We start from the raw sequence: 16,254 nt of genomic DNA, 5'->3' as shown, positions 1-16,254 counted from the left end.
CTCCTCTCCCGTCGTCTCAGACGGCCTGGGGGTGGGTGAAGACCCGGTCGGGGTCGTAGCGGCGCTTGACCTCCTGGAGGCGGGCCAGGTTGGGGCCGTGGTAGGCGGCCAGGGCCTGGCCGGGGGGCAGGTCGGGGTCGGCGAAGTTGAGGTAGGAGGCGTCCCGGGCGTGTTCGCCCATCGCGGCGTGCAGGTCGGTGAGCCAGTCGAGGTTGGCCCGCCGCAGCTCCTCCGGGTCCTCGGGGCTCCAGGAGGTGTCCATGGAGACCAGGAAGAGCACGTCCCGGTGCGGGAAGGCGGTCTCGGTGACCGGCACCCGGTTGATCGCCCCGCCCCAGGTGAACAGGGCCACGCCGGCCCCGTCCGGGTTCCCGCTGCCGGGCCACTTCTGCAGCGCCGTCAGCACGGTGTCGATGGCGGCCCGCCCGATCGGCTCGGTCACCGTCCTGGTGCGGACCGCGAACGGGTCCCCGGAGGTCTCGTGGTGCAGGAAGTCCTTCGCCTCCCAGTACCCCATGTCCTCCACCACCGCCCGCTCCGGTTCGGCGGCGGCCAGCACCGGCGCGAGCAGCTCGCGCAGCTCGCTCGCCGGGCCCAGGTGCTGGCCGATCACGGAGACCGAACCGCCGTCCGCCCCCGTGCGGTTGACCCCGATCCGGGCGGCGAACTCGTCCGGCGCGGCGGCCATGATCCGCTGCATCACCGTCAGCACCACCGGCGCGTCCGCCAGCGGCCAGAGCAGCAGGCAGGTGGAGCTGGGCACGGTGGGGCGGGCCTGGAAGGTGAAGGAGGTGTTGACCCCGAAGGTGCCGCCGCCCCCGCCCTTGCAGGCCCAGAACAGGTCGGGGTGCTCGGTCTCGTTGCACCGCACCAAGGAGCCGTCGGCCAGCACCAGTTCGGTCTCCACCAGGGAGTCGCAGGTGAGCCCGAAGGCCCGGGAGACGGCGGCCACGCCGCCGCCCAGGGTCAGGCCGCCGATGCCGACCTGGTCGGAGTTGCCGAGCGGCACCGCCAGGTCGTGGCGCTGGAGCTCGGCGTAGAGCTCGCCGGAGCGCACTCCCCCGCCTACGGTCACCAACTCCCGCTCCCGGTCCACCCGGACGGTGTCCAGCCCCTGGAGGTCGAGCACCAGGCCGCCGGCGGTGGTGCCCCGGCCCGAGTAGCCGTGCCCGCCGCCGCGGGCCACCACCGGCAGCCCCTCGGCGCGGGCCCAGGCGATGCCCCGGGCCACGTCGGCGACGCTGCCGACCGAGAGCACCCCGGCGGGGACCACCTCGGCGTAGCGGCGGTTGAAGGCGGAGCTGCGCTCCTCGAAGCCCTCCTCGCCGGGCAGCCGGACCGCTCCGTCCACCCGGGCCCGCAGTGCCTCCCAGTCAGGCATCGTCCTCGCCCCCGTCCGCTCCGCCCGGGTTCCCGCCGGCACCGGTGACCTCGGTCAGGAAGGAGGTGCCGCTCTGCGCGTGCGGGCCGTAGCGCTCCCACTCCTCGCGGATCAGCAGGTCCCCGCCCGGGCCGGTGTAGGGGGTGTTGACGGTCCGTCCGGCGATCACCTCGCCGTCGTCCAGCACCATCGTGTAGGCCAGCTCCAGGACGCCGTCCGGCCCGCAGACCCCGGCCACGTTGCCCCGGCGGACCGGGCCGCCGGCGAAGTCGGCCCAGACCAGGTCGTCCTCCTGGTGGTAGCGGGCCACCACCCCGTCCGCGGACTCCAGCTTGCGGAACTGCCGTCCGTCGTAGTCGATCCTCATGACCGCGCCTCCACCGCGTCGGTGTCCAGCAGGCCGGCCGGCATCTCCAGCACCGCGTCGATCCCCTTCCCGGCCAGCGGCTCGGCGTCCAGCTCCACGGCGGCCAGGGCGGCCTCCAGCCGCTCCTCGCACTCCTCGGGGCCGTCCGCCGTGCAGACCACGAAGGAGTGCCGGGCCAGGTAGCCACCGGGCGGCAGCCGCAGCTCGGTGCCCGGGGAGACCATCGGCTCGGCCCTGGCCAGCCCCGGCAGCGCACCCGGCATCCGCACCTCCCGAACCGTGCAGTCCTCGGCCGGGTAGCCGAAGCGGATGCCGGCCACGCCCCGGTGACGCGGGGTCAGGTCGGAGCGCACCCCGAGGGCGGTCTCCACCAGCACCTCGCCCGGGTCGATCCCGGTGGCCAGCCTGCCCAGGTAGGGGATCAGGTCCCCGCCGAGCCGGCCGTTGACCTCGATCACCACCGGGCCGTACGGGGTGAGCTTGAGCTCGGCGTGGGTCATGCCGTCCTCCACCCCCAGCACCTGGTGGGTCTTGGCCAGCACGTCCAGCAGCACCTGGTCCTGGAGCAGCGGGTCGTCCGCGTCCACCAGGTGGCCGAGCTCCTCGAAGTACGGGTGCAGCCCGGTCCGCTTGCGGGCGACCACCACCGCGCGGTACTCGCCGCGCTGCACCACGCCGTCCACGCTGATCTCCGGCCCGCCGGCGTAGCCCTCGACCATCGCCCCGCCCCGGTACGGCTCGTCGCCGACCATCCCGGCGTTGGCGGCGACCAGGTACGCCTCGTCCAACCGGCCCTCGTCCGGCGCCAGGACGACGCCCATCGAGGCGCCGAGCGCGCGCGGTTTGACCACCACGGGGTAGCCGATGGCTGCCGCGGCGGCCCGGGCCGCCTCCGGGGTGTCGACCAGCTCGAAGCCGGGCTGCGGGAGTCCGGCCGCGGTCAGCAGGGTGCGGGTGGTGTGCTTGTCGCGGCAGCCGACCACCCCGGCCAGGCCGAGGCCGGGGAGGCCGAACTCGGCGGCCAGTTCGGCGGTGGGCATCACCAGCGGCTCGTCGTAGCAGAGGATGCCCTCCACCCTCCGCCGTGCGGCGATCTCCCGTGCGGCGGCCTTGAGTTGCCCGTGGTCGAAGACGTTGACCACGGTGATCTCGTCGAAGTACGGGGTCTGCCAGGTCGGGTGCAGGTTGTTCACCAGCACCAGTTTCAGGCCGAGTTCGGCGGCCCGGCGGGCGGCCGATTCGATCAGGTACTCGCGGTAGTACCGCAGACCGCTGCCGATCACCAGCAGCACGCGGTCCTCGTCACCGCTCATGGCGTCTCCTCTCGGTGCGGGGATGGGCTCTCGTGGGATTCGGGCTCCTCCAGCGCCGCCAGGATCCGGTCGGCGACCAGGGGGGCGGTGCGGAATCCGTCGCCCCCGCTGGCCGTCCTGGCCCAGGTGCCGGGGCCGATCCGGACCAGGTGGGCGGCGCCGGTGCCGGCGTCCACCAGGTAGTGGCAGCGCTTGACCGCCAGCACCTGGTAGCGGTCGGGTTCGGTGAGGATCGGCTCGGCCAACACCTGCTCGGCCCAACGGAGTTCCTCCTCCGGGGTGCCCTCGGTGGCCAGCTCGGCCTCCCGGCAGACGGCCGCCGAGCTGACCTTGAGCAGCGTCCCGTCGCCGGGCGGCAGCAGCCAGGCCAGGCCCTCGCTGCCGATCCTCCCGACGCCGGGGGTGCGCTCCCAGGCCGCCGTGAGCTCCTCGGGCGGCTTGAGGTAGACCAGGGTCTGACGGTGCAGCAGCATCGGCAGGTCGACCAGGTCCTTGGACCACGGGCCGGTGGCGATCAGGGTCAGGTCCCCGGTCAGGGTGCGGGCGTCGGGCAGGTGCACCTCCCCGGTCCGCGGGTCGACGGCCTTGACCTCCTGCCAGGGCATCAGGGTGACGTCCGTCCGGGCGGCCAGCCAGCGGGCCACCGCCTGGAGCGCGTGGTCGGCCAGCAACACCCCGCCGTGGTGCTCCCGCACGCCCACCGTCCCCTCGGGGAAGCGGACGTGCGGCAGCTGCGCGGGTTCCAGCAGGCTGACCGGCAGCCCGGCCTCGGCGGCCACCGCCGCGACCTGCTCCGCCTCCTCCGCCGGCCAGGCCGTGACCATCCCCACCCGGCGGTAGAACCGGGTGCCCAGCATCGCCTCCAGGGCCAGCCAGCGCCGGTGGGCGACGGCGGTGCGCCGGGAGGCCGCCGGATCGGACGGGTCCAGCGCGCGGACGGCCCGGTGCTGGTCGAAGGAGGTGGAGCCGGGATTGGGGATGGCGCCCCGGTCGATGACGGTGACCCGGTGGCCGGCCAGGGAGCACCGCACCGCGGTCAGCAGGCCGGTCACCCCGGCGCCGACCACCAGCACCCGGCGGCTCTCGGCCGCCACCTCAGTCGCCCCCGACCGGGATCCGCGGCAGCGGACGGACCGTCACCTCGGTTGTGGTGTCCGGCCCGCCGACGGCCAGGGAGTCCAGTGCCCCGCCCGCCACCGCCTCCGCCGCCAGGTCCACCAGGACCGGCGCCGCGCAGCGCAGCACCGTGCGCACCTGGTGCGCGAAGTCGCCCGCCTGCCGCTCCGTCGCCTCCCAGCGGTCCAGCCGGCCGAGCTGCTCGGCCAGGGTCTCGGCCGCCCGGTTGAGGCTGAAGCCCTCGCTGCCGTACGCGGCGGCGAACCGGGCGGTGATCCGGTCGGCGGCCCTGCGCGAGGCGGCCGAGACCGGCAGGGTGCGCCCGGCGAGCGCGGCGTCCTTCTCGACGATCCGGTTCCACGGCGCGACCAGACGGGCACCGGTGACGGCGGCCAGCTGCTCCCAGCCGAAGTTGGTGCGCTGGTACTCGGGGCTGGTGGCGGCCAGGTGGTAGCGGCCGACGTCCCGGGGCAGCCGGTCGGCCAGCTCCTGCCCCCAGACCAGGTGGCCCCGGCTGGTGGAGAACTTCTGGTGGTCCAGCTCGTAGAACTCGTTGGTGACGAAGCGCGCGGGCAGCGCGTAGCGGCCCTCCAGCGCCATCAGCATGGCCACGCCCGCGACGGCGAACGGGAAGGTGTTGTCGAAGCCGAGGAAGTAGACCACCTCCGTCCCCGCCTCCGGCCACCACAACTGGTCGTCGGCCTGCAGCACTTCGCCCCGCCGCTCGGCGCCGAGCGCGGTGGTGTACATCGACCAGGCCATGGTCTCCGCGTTCGGGTTGATCACCTGACCGGGCACCTCGGGGAACGGTGCGGGGATGCCCCAGGCCCCCGGATAGGTCACCGGGAAGTCCGGCAGCGGGGCGGCCAGCATCTCCCGGACGGCCTGCGCCATGTGCGGGCGCAGGGCGGCGCCGGTCCGCTCGAAGTACTCCCGCAGCCGCTCCCGGTACTGCTCCAACGGCAGCACCAGCACCGGGAGTTCGCGCAGCTCCAGCTCCTCCTGCGGGTCCTCGGTGGAGCGCGGGTCGATCAGGTCCCCGGCCGCCAGCGGGTGGCCGCAGCTCTCGCAGAGCCCGGCGCAGCCCTCGGTGAGGCAGACCGGGCAGCCGCCCTTCACGAAACCGTCGACCAGGTACTCGCCGGTGCTCGGCCGGTAGGGGAAGCGCACCGGCTTCAACTCCAGCTTCCCGGCCGCGTGCAGGCGGCCGTGGAAGTCCAGCACCAGTTTGGTGAAGCGCTCCTCGTCCCGGCTGAAGCCGTCCACCGCGATGCCGAGGGCGGCCAGGGTGGCCTCGATCCTGGCGGTGGAGTCGGCCACCAGGTGCTCGGGCTCGGTGCCCAGGCGGCGGGCGGTGGTGACCACGAAGGTGGAGGTGTCCTGGGCGCCGGTGCCGAGCACGGCCTCGCGGCCGGCGGCCCGCTGGTGGCGGGTGAAGACGTCGGCGGCCAGGAAGGGCCCGGCCAGGTGGCCGAGGTGCAGGTCGCCGTTGGCGGTCGGCGCGGGCGAGACCACGGCGATCCGGCCGTGCCGCTGACCGGCCGTCACGACGCCGCCCCCGCCCCGGCGTCCGCCCCTGCCGCGGCTCCCAGGTGACGGGCCAGGAAGTCGGCCGCCATCGGGGCGTCCCACCAGATGCCGTAGTACTCGAAGTCGGCGTCCGAGCGGTTGACCACCCGGTGGGTGGAGCCCGGCGGCAGGTGGACGATGTCGCCCGCCTTGAACTCGCGCTCCGCCCCGTCCACCTCCAGGGCGCCGTCCCCGCTGAGCGCGATGAAGATCTCGTACTCGTGGTGGCTGTGCGGATCGGAGGCGCCGCCCGCTCTGACCACGCACCAGGCGCCCTCGAACGGGGAGTTGAGCGGGGCCCAGGGCTTGAGCCGCTCGCCCTCGATGCCGTAGGCCGGGGTCAGGTTGGCCCGGTCCAGTCTGCGGATCTCCGGCTCCATCAGTTGCCTCCGATCGTGGCGGCGACGCTGCGCCGGTCGAGCAGGTCGGTGGTGATCTCGTGGGAGCGCTGGGCCAGCACGCTGAGCAGCGAGTCGGAGATCCCGTGGGTGGCCTCGTTGAAGCCCTGGAGGTAGAGGCCGCCGCGTCCGGCACCGGTGCCGAGCTCGACCCGGTAGCGGCGGTTGACCTCGACCTCCTCGACGCCGAGCCGTCCGGCCAGCTGACGGACCATCGCGGGCATCCGCTGGTCGTAGCCGGTGCCGAGCAGCACCAGGTCGCAGCGGAGCGGCTCGACCTTGCCGGTGCGGCGGTCGCGCAGCTCCAGCACCACCTCGCCGTCCTCCTCGCGGGCGGCCACCACCTCGGTCATCGGACGGACGGTGGAGCGCGGGGTGCCGTCGAGCTTCTGGCGGTAGAGCATCGCGTAGGTGTCGTCGAGGAAGGGCGCGGCCAGGCCCGCGTAGTTGGTCAGCCGCAGCTCGTCCAGGATCTGCTTCCTGGCCCCCGGGTCGGTGTCGTGGAACTCGTCGACGAAGGACGGGAAGAAGAGCTCGTTGACGAACTTGCTGGTCTGGTAGTTCATCAGGCCGATCGAGCGGTGCACCAGGGTCGGGGTGCTCAGCGGCAGGTCGTCGTGGACCGCGACGAACATCTCCGCGGCGCTCTGCGCGGCGCCTATCACCACCACCCTGGCCGGCCGGTCCACCGGGTGGCGGGCTATCCGGGTGGCGTACTGGGAGCTGTGGATCACCCGGTCGGCCGGCAGGCCGGCGAAGACCTCGGGCACGTGGGCGTCCCGGCCGGTGCCGACCACCAGGTCACGGGCGTCCACCGTGTCGCCGTCGGCCAGCGTGACCCGCCAGCCGGCCACCGTGCCGTCGTCGGCCAGGCGCGGCGCGACGGAGGTGGCCGCGGCGTTGTGCCGCACCCGGACGTGGTCCAGGGAGTTCGCCACCCACTCCAGGTAGTCGGAGAGTTCGCGGCGGTAGGGGTTGAAGGTGCCGAGGTTGACGAACTCGTCCAGCCGGCCCTGCTGGTGGAGGAAGGCCAGGAAGGAGAAGCGGCTCTGCGGGTTGCGGAGGGTGACCAGGTCCTTGAGGAAGGAGACCTGGCTGCGGGCGAACGGCAGCAGCAGGTTGCGCTGCCACTTCACGTCCGGGTGCTGCTCCAGGATGAGGGTGCCGGAGGCCAGCCCGGCCGAGCCGGACTCCTCGATCGCCACGGCCAGCGCCAGGTTGGAGGGCCCGGCGCCGATCGCCAGCACCTCGACCTCGTGGTCGGTCATGCTCTGTCACCACCTCACTGCTCGTCCCGCCGCCCGTGGGGAAGCGGTTGGGGTGAACCGCCGTCCGGTGTCCGGGCGGTTCGTTGGGACGAGTGAAGCGAGGGGCGGAATTGGTCGGCAGCCTTGTCCGGGAGCGCCGATCAACCCCGCCGGAGCGGGAGTTGATCGGCCGGCGGCGCCTCGTGCCCGCTCAGAGCCTCGACGCGATCGCGGTGGCCAGCGTGACGAGGCCGGTGCGGATCCGGGCGGAGCTCTCGTCGGGCACCCCCTTGTCGGCGAGCGGGTCGAAGGCGTAGTTGACGGCGAAGTTCACCGAGCCCTTGCGCACGTACAGGTGGGCACCGATCTTCGCCTGGTCGTACAGGGCCAGGTCACCCACGCCGGGCACCGGCGTCCCCGGCTTGGTGGCCTGGCTGACCTCGTACGGCAGCAGGTTGACGATGACGAACCGGCCCTTCTCGGCGTACCGGTAGCTGCACTGCGTGAGGCTGGGCAAGGGGGTGTCGTCCCGCTGCCCCTCGACCACCTGCCCGAGGAGCGCCCCGACCTCCTCCTTCGTCGCCAACGCGCAGACGTCCAGCGCCGGTTTCGTCGGTTCGGCCTGCGCGGACCCGCCGGTGCTCCCCGCACAGCCGCTCAGCGCGACCAGGAGCACCAGCCCCAGCACCCCCGGCGGCGAGCCCTTCCGCACCGACTTCCCAGACCACACCATGACCGGCCCCTCCCGCCCGTTCCGTCGTCGCGGCGCTCCGGGCACAGAAGGCCTCCACCGAGAGCGACATGACGACCCGTCAGATCTGAGCCAGCGTAGTACGGCCGCTAACCCGACGCCGGGCGGATCTGCGGGAAGGGGCGGGTGCGGCGGGGCAGCAGGTTGTGCGCCGGGTCGCGGTCCAGGACGAAGGCGCGGACCAGTGGGTCGAGGCGGTGGCCGCCGGGGCGTTCGCCGTGCCGGAGCACGCCGGCCTCCACCAGCTCCTGCACCGGCTCCTCGTGCTCCGCCAGCAGCGGCTCCTGGGCCCACAGTTCGCGCACCGGGATCCGGGCCAGCCGGTCGAGCAGTTCGGCCGCGGCGGCGCCGAGGGCGAGGTGGGCGGAGTTGAGCGACTCCCGCATGGAGAGGTCCCCGACGGCCAACCAGTCCAGCAGCGCGGCCGGTTCGGCCAGCCGGGCCACCGCCCAGCGCAGCGGCAGCTCGGGGCGGGGCAGCAGTTTGCGGGTGGCGATGTCCAGGGCCAGCGGGAGGTCGCCGCAGAGCTCGGCCAGCCGGTCGGCGGCAACCGGATCGGCCCCGGCCCGCTCCGGCAGCACGGCGGCGATCAGGCGCAGCGACTCGGCGCGGTCCAGCGGGTCCAGTCGCAGCCGCCGGACGTCGCGCAGGCCGAGCAGGGCGGAGCGGCTGACGACCAGGGTGGTGCTGGTCGCGCTGTCGGTGAGCAGCGGCCGGACCTGGCGCTCGCAGTGCACGTTCTCCAACAGCACCAGCACCCGGCGGCGGGCGATCAACGAGCGGTAGAGCGCCGCGCGTTGGTCGGCCGCGACGGGGACCCGCGGCCACTCGACGCCGAGCGCGGCCAGGAAGGAGCCGAGCAGTCCGGACAGGTCGTAGTCCTGCTCGGCCAGCGGCCCGAGGTCGGCGTAGAGCTGACCGTCCACCATGGCGGGGGCCAGGTCGTGCGCGTGCCGCAGCGCCAGCCCGCTCTTGCCGACCCCGACCGGCCCGCTGATCACCACCGGGCTCCCGCCGGGGCCGCCGAGCCGTCCGAGCTCGGCCTCGCGCCCGACCAACCCGTGCGGGCGGAGCGGGAGTTGGACGGGCACGGAGGGGCCGCCGGGCGGCGCCGCGTGGTCCGGGGCCACCGGCAGCACGTACGGGCTCGCGTCCGCGGCCTCCTCCGCGCCCGTTCCGGGCAGGTCGGTACGCTCCCGCCCGGGCGCCCGGCCGTTCATCCACGAGGTCAACCCGGAGGCGCCGCCGGCCTCGTGCGCCGCGTCGGTGGGTGCCGCCGGCCGGCTGCCGATCACCGGGACGCCGCCCCGCGCCGCAGCCTCCAGCCAGCGCCGCCGCCACTCCTCCCGCTCGCCGCCGCAGGCGGCGACGTAGGCCAGCGCGACCTGGAGGGTGGGCAGGCGGTGGCCGTTCGCCGCGCTGGAGAGCACCGAGGCGGAGTACATGGCGGTGCGCGCCATGTCCCGGTAGGTCGGGCTGCCCGCCTCGGTACGCAGACGGCGGAGCCGGTCGGCGAACTCGGCCACCGCTCCGCCCGAGGCGTCCACCGGTCTCTCGGGTCTCCCCATGTGCCCATCCCCTTCCCTCGTCCTGATCAAGGAGGAAGTACGCACACGGGGGAGTGGACCGCCGGGTGTCTCCCCGCGGTCCACTCCCCCGTGTGTCGGTGCGTCAGGTGGCGTTCGCCCCCCGCATGCCCAGGTGGGCGCAGAGCGCGGCCACCAGGCCGACGACCCCGCAGACCCACCAGATCCCGTTCCCGAGCGTGCTCCAGGCGAGCACCCCCAGGGTCGGGCCGAGCGCCAGCCCGACCCCGAACCCGGCCTGGTGCGCCGCGATGTAACGGGCCTTCACTGCCGCCGGGTAGGTGGCCGGGTGGGCGAACATGGTCGGCCCGCTGATCATCACGCCGAACACGAACACCACCGTGCAGAGCACGATCGTCACCGCGGAGCCGAACGGCAGGCCGTACCCGGCCACCCCGAGGGCCATCAGCGCGGTGCCGACGCCGCCCGCCAGGTACGGCGGCCAGCGCTTCACGTAGCTGGTGAGCTTGAGCTCGCAGCTGATCAGGATCACCGAGGAGGCGGTCAGCACCGTGCTGTAGAGCGCTGTCGGGTGCCCCTCGGAGCTGATCTTCAGCGGCAGCGCCACGGTGTACTGGACGTAGATCACCGAGCCCAGCAGCACCGAGGCCAGGAAGGCCAGGTACTTGCGGTCGCGCAGCAGCGTGCCGTAGCCGCCCTTCGGCCCCTTCTCCTCCTCCTCGTCGTCCACCGGTGCCGCCACCTTGGGCAGCAGGGTGAGCGCGAGCAGCGCGTACACCAGGGCGGTGCCCGCGTCCAGGTAGAACAGCAGGTCCCAGTCGAGCAGGATCAGCCCGGCCGCGATCAGCGGGCTGAGCGCGGCGCCGCCGTTCAGGGCGATCCGCATCATCGAGAAGCCCATCACCCGGTGCTCGGCCGGGATCAGGTCGCTCAGCAGCACCGAGGCCGCCGGGCGGTAGCTCTGGGTGGCCAGGCCGGCCAGCGCCACGGCCACCAGCAGCAGCGGGAACCGGCCCGCGCCGCTGAGGGTCGGGATCAGCACCAGGATCACCGCCGAGGTGGCCATCGCCCCGGTGATGGTGGCCCTGGGGCCGTACCGCTGGACCAGTTCGCCGCCCAGGATGGTGCCGAGCACCGCTCCGACGCTGTAGGCGGTCAGGGCCAGTCCGGCGTGCCCGACCGACAACCCACGGGCCGTCAGGTAGAGCACCAGGAAGGTCTGGACGAAGGCGCCCATCTGGTTGATCAGGACACCGCCCAGCAGGTACCGGACGGAGACCGGCGTCTGCCGCAGGGTGGCGAACACCCCCGGTGGGGGTGGTGCCGGTTTCGTCGTGCCGCTCTCGGCCGTGGTGGTCACTGGCTCGTCCTCGCTCCCTGCCGGCTGTGCTCGGATGTGGTGCGCGGGCGGGCGGCTCCCTGGCCGCCCGCCCGCCTCAACTTCCGGTCATTGCAGCGGAGTCGGCGATTGACCGACAGCGTTGACCGGCCCGGCCGATCAACCCGGCCGATCAACCCCCCTCATCCAACCCGGTCGTCCACCGGACCGCCGGCCGGTCGCCGGCCGACCGTCAGCCGGGTCAGCGGCTGAAGGCGCCGTTCACCGTGCCGAAGTCCAGCGCCCCGGCCAGCTCGTTGTAGCTGCCGTGGGTCACCAGCTCCTCGGCCGCGCGCTGCGCCAGGGTGTACGCGGCCTGCGCCACAGCGGTGCCCACGCTCACCCGGCGGACCCCGGCGGCCTCGAACTCGGCCACCGTCGGCGCCCCCGGCCCGGCCATCACGTTGACCGGCAGCGGCTGGCCCTCGACCAGCTCCGCGATCACCGCGAGGTCCAGCAGCCCCGGCACGAAGAGGCCGTCCGCCCCCGCCTCGGCGTAGACGGCGGCCCGGGCCAGCACGTCGTCCGCGCGGCCCGCCTCCTCGCCGATCCCGAACAGGAACACGTCGGTGCGCAGGTTCACCACCAGCTCCGGCAGCCCGGCCCGCTCGGCCGCCGCGCGGGCCGCCCGGATCCGCTCGGCCTGCTCCTCGGCGGAGAACAGCGTGAAGTCCGGCTTGGAGTCCTCCAGGTTGATCCCGACCGCACCGGCCGCGATCACCGCCTCCACGGTGGCCGCCACGTCCTCCGGCGCGGGCCCGTACCCACCCTCGACGTCCGCCGTCACCGGCAGCTCCACCGCCGCGGCGATCCGGCGCACCTGCTCCACCATCTCGTCCCGGCTCAGCGCCTGCTGGTCCGGCTTCCCCTGCGACCACGACACCCCGCCGCTGGTGGTGGCGATCGCCTTGACCCCCGCCCGCGCGATCAACGCCGCACTTCCGGCGTCCCAGGCGTTCGGCAGCACCAGCACGCCGTCCTTGTGCAACTCCCGCAGCACGACGGCCCTGGACTGCTGACTATCCGTCACGATGAACACACCTCTCCCTGGAGCATTTGGGCGATATCGTCCCGAGGCGGTCATGTGACGGTCAACACAGGCGAACGCACTCCATCACGTTCGATTGCTTCCACCGGCTGTCTGTGCTCGACGCTCACCAGGAACGCTTGGCGAGGAAGAACACGGTCACCAACAGCGTCCAGAACACCCAACCGACCACCACCACCGCCGATCCGAACATGAGGCCGAACGCCCGCTGTGCCGCACGAGCCGGAGTCATGCCCTTCCGGGTGCTGAAGAGGGTGAACGAAAGGCTGAAGAAGCGCCGGGCGATCCGCCTCTTCCAGCCGCTGGTCAGGCCCATCAGCTCCAGGACCGAGTCGCCGAGCTTCGCGACGACCTTCCGTCCGCCGTCGGAGGAGGTGGCCTTGTGCAAGAGCGCGTTGTCGGTCGACTCGCGGAGCTCGGCGAGGTGGTCCAGCATCCACTGCCGGGGCTCCGTACCGTCCGGTGCCTCCGCGCGCAGGACGGCCTCGTGCAACTCCCGTTCGACCTGGCGGAACTCCTCGTCCTCGGTGCGCTGGAAGAGGTGCAGCAGGTGGTGGACCGCGTCCAGGCGTCCCCAGGCGAAGTCGTTGTGGCGCCACTCGCTGTTGAAGAAGGCGGCGAAGTGCTGGAATCGGATGCCGTAGAGCTTGCGGTCACCGAGCGCCGCGTACTGCTGCTCGTTGAAGAGCCGGCTCATCTTGTCCGGGCCCAGCCGGAGGAACTCGAACTCCGGCATGAGCGGGTCCAGCAGCTTCCACGGTGGCGCGTAGGCACGGGTGACCACCTCGATCGCCAGGCAGAGGGAGACCGTCTCCTCGGCGGTGTACGGGCTCGGCTCACCGGCTCCGGCGAGGGCCGTGGTGTAGTCGAGCGCCGCCTGCCGGATCAGCCTGAGCAGCTGCCTCGGGATGTCCAGCTCCTCGAAGACCCGGTGGATCAGGTCGGCCGTCTCCTCGTCGGCCAGCTCCCGCTCCGAGCTCCGTCGGCGCAGTTCCGTGAGGTAGGTCTGCTGGACGGCCAGCATCTCCCGCAGGCGGTCGGTCACCTGCCGGGCCCCCGTGGCGAGGCTGTCCAGGACTCGGGCGCGGTCCTCGGGGTCCTTGAGCAGTCCGGGGCGCACGGAGTCCTGGGCCCGGTCGAACTCCCGGAGCTGGGTGTGCAGTCGGGTGCTCAGGGCCTGCAGCACCCGCTCGGCCGCCGCCAGTCCCCAGCGCCACTCGTCACCGAACGGGTTGTCGATCGCCTCCGGGCCGCTGCCCGGCACCCAGTTCGGCACCTGCCCCGACTCCGCCTCCGGAGCCGCCCCGAACTCCCGGTGGCGCCCCGGCGCGCGGTTGATGATCCGGTCGATCCGCTCCGCGTCCGCCTCCGGCGTCACGACCAGCGAGACCTCCGCCTGCTCGTTGGCGAGCCGCCGACGCACCTCGAAGAGAACGGCCCGGGCGCGGGTGCGGCGGTACTCGCCGAGGAGGCGCTTCGCGATCGACCGGAGGTCCTCGGCCAACTCCCGGTTGGGGTGGACGCGTTCGAAGAGGTCCAGCTGGATGTCCCGGGTGCTGTTGGCCAGGCGGTTGCACAGGTCCTCGGTGCTGCTGCGGAAGTCGACCTCCTGCGGGTACCGGGCCGCACTGACCGCCGTCCGCCGCCACGGCGAGTCCCGCGGGGGCCGCTCCTGGTCGGTGCGCCCGCTGACGCCCGAGGAGGGCACCACGTAGATCACCACGCGCCGCACCGGATTCTCGAAGGTCCGGTGGGAGATCGTCTCCAGGACGGGGCTGAAGGGGGCGTTGTTGAGCACCCCGGCGTCCATCACGTCGCTCGCGGGGTCGTCCAGGGCCGCCCGCGGATGGACCCGGAAGTCCAGCAGCGGGTACTCGCTCACCGGCGGGAAGGCCACGGGGAAGCTGCCGGTGGCGCGGGCGGCCTGCACCAGCGCCGCGTCGTTCTCGGCCCGGAAGTCCATCCGCCCGGAGGTGACGAACTTCCAGGCGCCGTCCTGCCGTACGTAGTCGACGGCCCTGGCGTCGTGCCGGAAGCAGTACAGCCGCCGGTGGTCGTGCACCTCGAACTGGTTGCCGAAGCCGTCCAGGTAGGAGCGGGACCTGCCGTCGACCGAGGTGGCGGGCAGGTAGAGGGTGACCGGGGTCTGGGTGCAGTCCGCGCCGAGCCCGATCCGGTTCACCGCCTCGGTCACCTTGGCCTCGAAGGCCTCACCGCTGAGCACGCTGTTGGGCGAGCGGGGCTCCAACAGCTTGCCGAGCGAGGCCGACTCGTCCCAGACCTCGCGCAGGTACGGCAGCCGGGCACCCCGGCCGAGCGCGGTGGCCAGCATCATCCCGTTGATGCCTCCGGCGGAGGAGCCGGCCACCACGTCGATCACCACCCGCGTCCGGGCGGCCTCCGCCAGCCGCTTCCAGATCCGGAACACCGGCTGGTCCTCGGCGCGGACGGTGTCCTCGGCCGCGCCGCTGGTGGCGTGCCGGAGCAGGTCGAGCTCATGGGCGACGCCGCCCATCCAGACGGCGAGGCTGACTCCGCCGTTGAGGACCAGGGCGAGGCGGGTCTCGTGCCTGACGGATCGGTCATCTGCCACGTTGGCACGCTAGAGCGGCACTTGACCGCCCGCACCGTACGGCAGGCGTGTCCTTCGCATCGGAACGGATTCTTCATCCGATCGGGTCAAGAGAGCAGCAGCGGCATGTCCCAGCCCGAGTCCGTGCCCCGGGTGGCGTAGGAGTCCAGGGCGAGGGCGACGCCGGCCGCGCCGTCCAGGTAGCCGGAGACGTCGCTGCCGTAGTCGGCCTTGGTCATGGTGAAGCGGTAGCCGAAGGGGAGGGCGGGGTCGAAGGAGGAGATCAGGCGGGCGGCCAGCTGGTCGCGGACGCGTTCGATCCGCTCCTCGCCGAACTCCTCGTTCAGGCGGCCGAGTTGGTGCAGGGCCCCGGCCCAGCCGTGGCAGAGGGCGTGGTCGTGCAGGCCCCAGGTGTCCAGGGGTGTGGTGAGCAGGCGCTCCACCGAGCGGCGGGCCAGGCCGGTCCATTCGGGGCGGTCGAGGGCCAGGCCGGCGAGCTGGACGGCGCGGGAGACGCCCGGGGCGCCGTAGCACCAGGACGGCCAGCCGGGCGGGGCGTCGAAGGCCTCGGGGCCGGCCAGGTACTGGCGCAGCGTCAGGTGCGGCGGCCAGTACGGCCCCCGGGCGTCGCGGACCGCCCATCGGGCCAGCAGCGCGGCGTCCGCCTCGATCGCCTCCGCCTGGCCGGGCAGCCGTACGCCCTGCCGCCAGGCCAGTGCGAGCAGCGCGAGCGGGCCGGCCACGCCGTGCGAGATGCCGAGGTTGAGGTGACCGTCGGGGAACTCGGCCTCGGAGCCGGTCCGGGGCGCGTCCAGCGACCACCAGCGCGGCACCCGGTGGCCTCGGTGCTCCACCTCGCCGAGGGAGAGCCCGATCAGGTAGCCGAGCACCGCCTCCAGCTCCGGCCGACAGACCTCCGCCCGGGCCAGCAGGTACCGGCCGACCCCGGTCATGCCGCGGACCACCTCGTAGTGGCCGATGGTGGTGAGCGGGGCGTCGGTCACGGCGGGCAGCGCGGTGCGGACCAACTCCCGCTGGTAGTCGTCGAGTCGGTGCAGTGCGGAGACGTAGCCGCCGGTGGCCCGGTGCGCCAGCAGCACCGCGAAGGCCAGCGCTCCCGGCCCCTTGAAGATCCCGCTGGCCACCGTGCCGCCCTCCGCGACCGCCCTGGTCGCCTGCCCCAGGTACGCGTGCGCCCGGGCGGCGCGCGCCTCGGCCGGCCAGGCCCCGCCACTGAACGCGATGGCCAGCCCGGGGCTCCCGCTCCCCAGGGTCAGCTCGGCCCAGACGTTCTCCCCCCGTCCGCCCTCCGCCGCCTCGTCCGGGATCGCCGTCGCGGCGGCGGTCGCCACCGGATCGGCCAGCCGGTCGAGCACGGCCGCCGACACGGCCCCGGCCCGCTCGCGCAGATCGGCACGGTCAGGAGTGGTCATCGGGCTTTCCTTCCGAGGGAGTTGGGATCCGGAGCGAGGCCGAGCGGAACCGCCGTGCGGCGCGGCGCGGGCACGGCCGGGGCAGCGCGGCACGAAGTGCGAGGCGCGCGAGGGCCGGGGCGGGGCGGCGCGGA

13 protein-coding genes are annotated in these 16,254 nt (G+C 73.5%); all 13 read right to left on the bottom strand.

Features of this window, described 5'->3' with window-relative positions; translation table 11 throughout:
- Positions 1 to 16: 16 nt before the first annotated feature.
- Complete coding sequence (locus ACWCYY_RS26200; protein WP_345289665.1) at positions 17 to 1,381, bottom strand: FAD-binding oxidoreductase; 1,365 nt, start codon at positions 1,379 to 1,381, stop codon at positions 17 to 19.
- A complete protein-coding gene (locus ACWCYY_RS26195) occupies positions 1,374 to 1,748 on the bottom strand; it encodes a hypothetical protein (protein ID WP_345289666.1) in 375 nt (124 codons plus the stop codon). Before ACWCYY_RS26195 ends, ACWCYY_RS26200 begins: the two co-directional genes overlap by 8 nt.
- Complete coding sequence (locus ACWCYY_RS26190; RefSeq protein ID WP_449797428.1) at positions 1,745 to 3,061, bottom strand: ATP-grasp domain-containing protein; 1,317 nt, start codon at positions 3,059 to 3,061, stop codon at positions 1,745 to 1,747. Before ACWCYY_RS26190 ends, ACWCYY_RS26195 begins: the two co-directional genes overlap by 4 nt.
- Entirely contained in the window at positions 3,058 to 4,155 is a 1,098-nt protein-coding gene (locus ACWCYY_RS26185) for an NAD(P)/FAD-dependent oxidoreductase (protein ID WP_449797427.1), read from the bottom strand. The genes ACWCYY_RS26190 and ACWCYY_RS26185 overlap by 4 nt, the downstream gene beginning before the upstream one ends.
- 1 nt (position 4,156) lies before the next feature.
- Positions 4,157 to 5,725, bottom strand: a complete 1,569-nt coding sequence (locus tag ACWCYY_RS26180) for a class I tRNA ligase family protein (protein ID WP_449797426.1) — start codon at positions 5,723 to 5,725, stop codon at positions 4,157 to 4,159.
- Entirely contained in the window at positions 5,722 to 6,126 is a 405-nt protein-coding gene (locus ACWCYY_RS26175) for a cupin domain-containing protein (protein ID WP_345289671.1), read from the bottom strand. Before ACWCYY_RS26175 ends, ACWCYY_RS26180 begins: the two co-directional genes overlap by 4 nt.
- On the bottom strand, positions 6,126 to 7,412 hold the full coding sequence (locus tag ACWCYY_RS26170; protein WP_345289672.1) for a lysine N(6)-hydroxylase/L-ornithine N(5)-oxygenase family protein: 1,287 nt from the start codon (positions 7,410 to 7,412) through the stop codon (positions 6,126 to 6,128). The genes ACWCYY_RS26175 and ACWCYY_RS26170 overlap by 1 nt, the downstream gene beginning before the upstream one ends.
- Positions 7,413 to 7,602: 190 nt before the next feature.
- Positions 7,603 to 8,124 (bottom strand): hypothetical protein, encoded by a 522-nt coding sequence (locus tag ACWCYY_RS26165; RefSeq protein WP_449797425.1) that lies wholly within the window; start codon positions 8,122 to 8,124, stop codon positions 7,603 to 7,605.
- Positions 8,125 to 8,231: 107 nt separating this feature from the next.
- Positions 8,232 to 9,710 carry an XRE family transcriptional regulator gene (locus ACWCYY_RS26160; RefSeq protein WP_449797424.1) on the bottom strand — a complete coding sequence of 493 codons (1,479 nt, stop codon included), beginning with the start codon at positions 9,708 to 9,710 and terminating at the stop codon, positions 8,232 to 8,234.
- Between the two features lie 103 nt (positions 9,711 to 9,813).
- Positions 9,814 to 11,049, bottom strand: coding sequence for an MFS transporter (locus ACWCYY_RS26155; RefSeq protein ID WP_449797423.1), 1,236 nt, complete (start codon positions 11,047 to 11,049; stop codon positions 9,814 to 9,816).
- 220 nt (positions 11,050 to 11,269) lie between these two features.
- On the bottom strand, positions 11,270 to 12,097 hold the full coding sequence (locus tag ACWCYY_RS26150) for an isocitrate lyase/PEP mutase family protein (protein ID WP_449797422.1): 828 nt from the start codon (positions 12,095 to 12,097) through the stop codon (positions 11,270 to 11,272).
- Between the two features lie 124 nt (positions 12,098 to 12,221).
- The gene (locus tag ACWCYY_RS26145; RefSeq protein ID WP_449797421.1) at positions 12,222 to 14,708 is read right to left on the bottom strand and encodes a patatin-like protein; all 2,487 of its coding nucleotides are present in this window, start codon (positions 14,706 to 14,708) and stop codon (positions 12,222 to 12,224) included.
- A gap of 86 nt (positions 14,709 to 14,794) precedes the next feature.
- Complete coding sequence (locus tag ACWCYY_RS26140) at positions 14,795 to 16,120, bottom strand: lanthionine synthetase C family protein (protein WP_345289679.1); 1,326 nt, start codon at positions 16,118 to 16,120, stop codon at positions 14,795 to 14,797.
- Positions 16,121 to 16,254 lie beyond the last annotated feature (134 nt).

It is taken from the genome of Kitasatospora sp. NPDC001664 (assembly GCF_053596675.1).
This window is presented reverse-complemented; position numbering and strand designations above follow the sequence as displayed.

Coding starts and splice junctions, on each gene's coding strand:
- ACWCYY_RS26175 (WP_345289671.1), bottom strand. CDS start 6,126: ATGGAGCCGGAGATCCGCAGACTGGACCGGGCCAACCTGACCCCGGCC.
- ACWCYY_RS26160 (WP_449797424.1), bottom strand. CDS start 9,710: ATGGGGAGACCCGAGAGACCGGTGGACGCCTCGGGCGGAGCGGTGGCC.
- ACWCYY_RS26140 (WP_345289679.1), bottom strand. CDS start 16,120: ATGACCACTCCTGACCGTGCCGATCTGCGCGAGCGGGCCGGGGCCGTG.
- ACWCYY_RS26200 (WP_345289665.1), bottom strand. CDS start 1,381: ATGCCTGACTGGGAGGCACTGCGGGCCCGGGTGGACGGAGCGGTCCGG.
- ACWCYY_RS26165 (WP_449797425.1), bottom strand. CDS start 8,124: ATGGTGTGGTCTGGGAAGTCGGTGCGGAAGGGCTCGCCGCCGGGGGTG.
- ACWCYY_RS26195 (WP_345289666.1), bottom strand. CDS start 1,748: ATGAGGATCGACTACGACGGACGGCAGTTCCGCAAGCTGGAGTCCGCG.
- ACWCYY_RS26190 (WP_449797428.1), bottom strand. CDS start 3,061: ATGAGCGGTGACGAGGACCGCGTGCTGCTGGTGATCGGCAGCGGTCTG.
- ACWCYY_RS26170 (WP_345289672.1), bottom strand. CDS start 7,412: ATGACCGACCACGAGGTCGAGGTGCTGGCGATCGGCGCCGGGCCCTCC.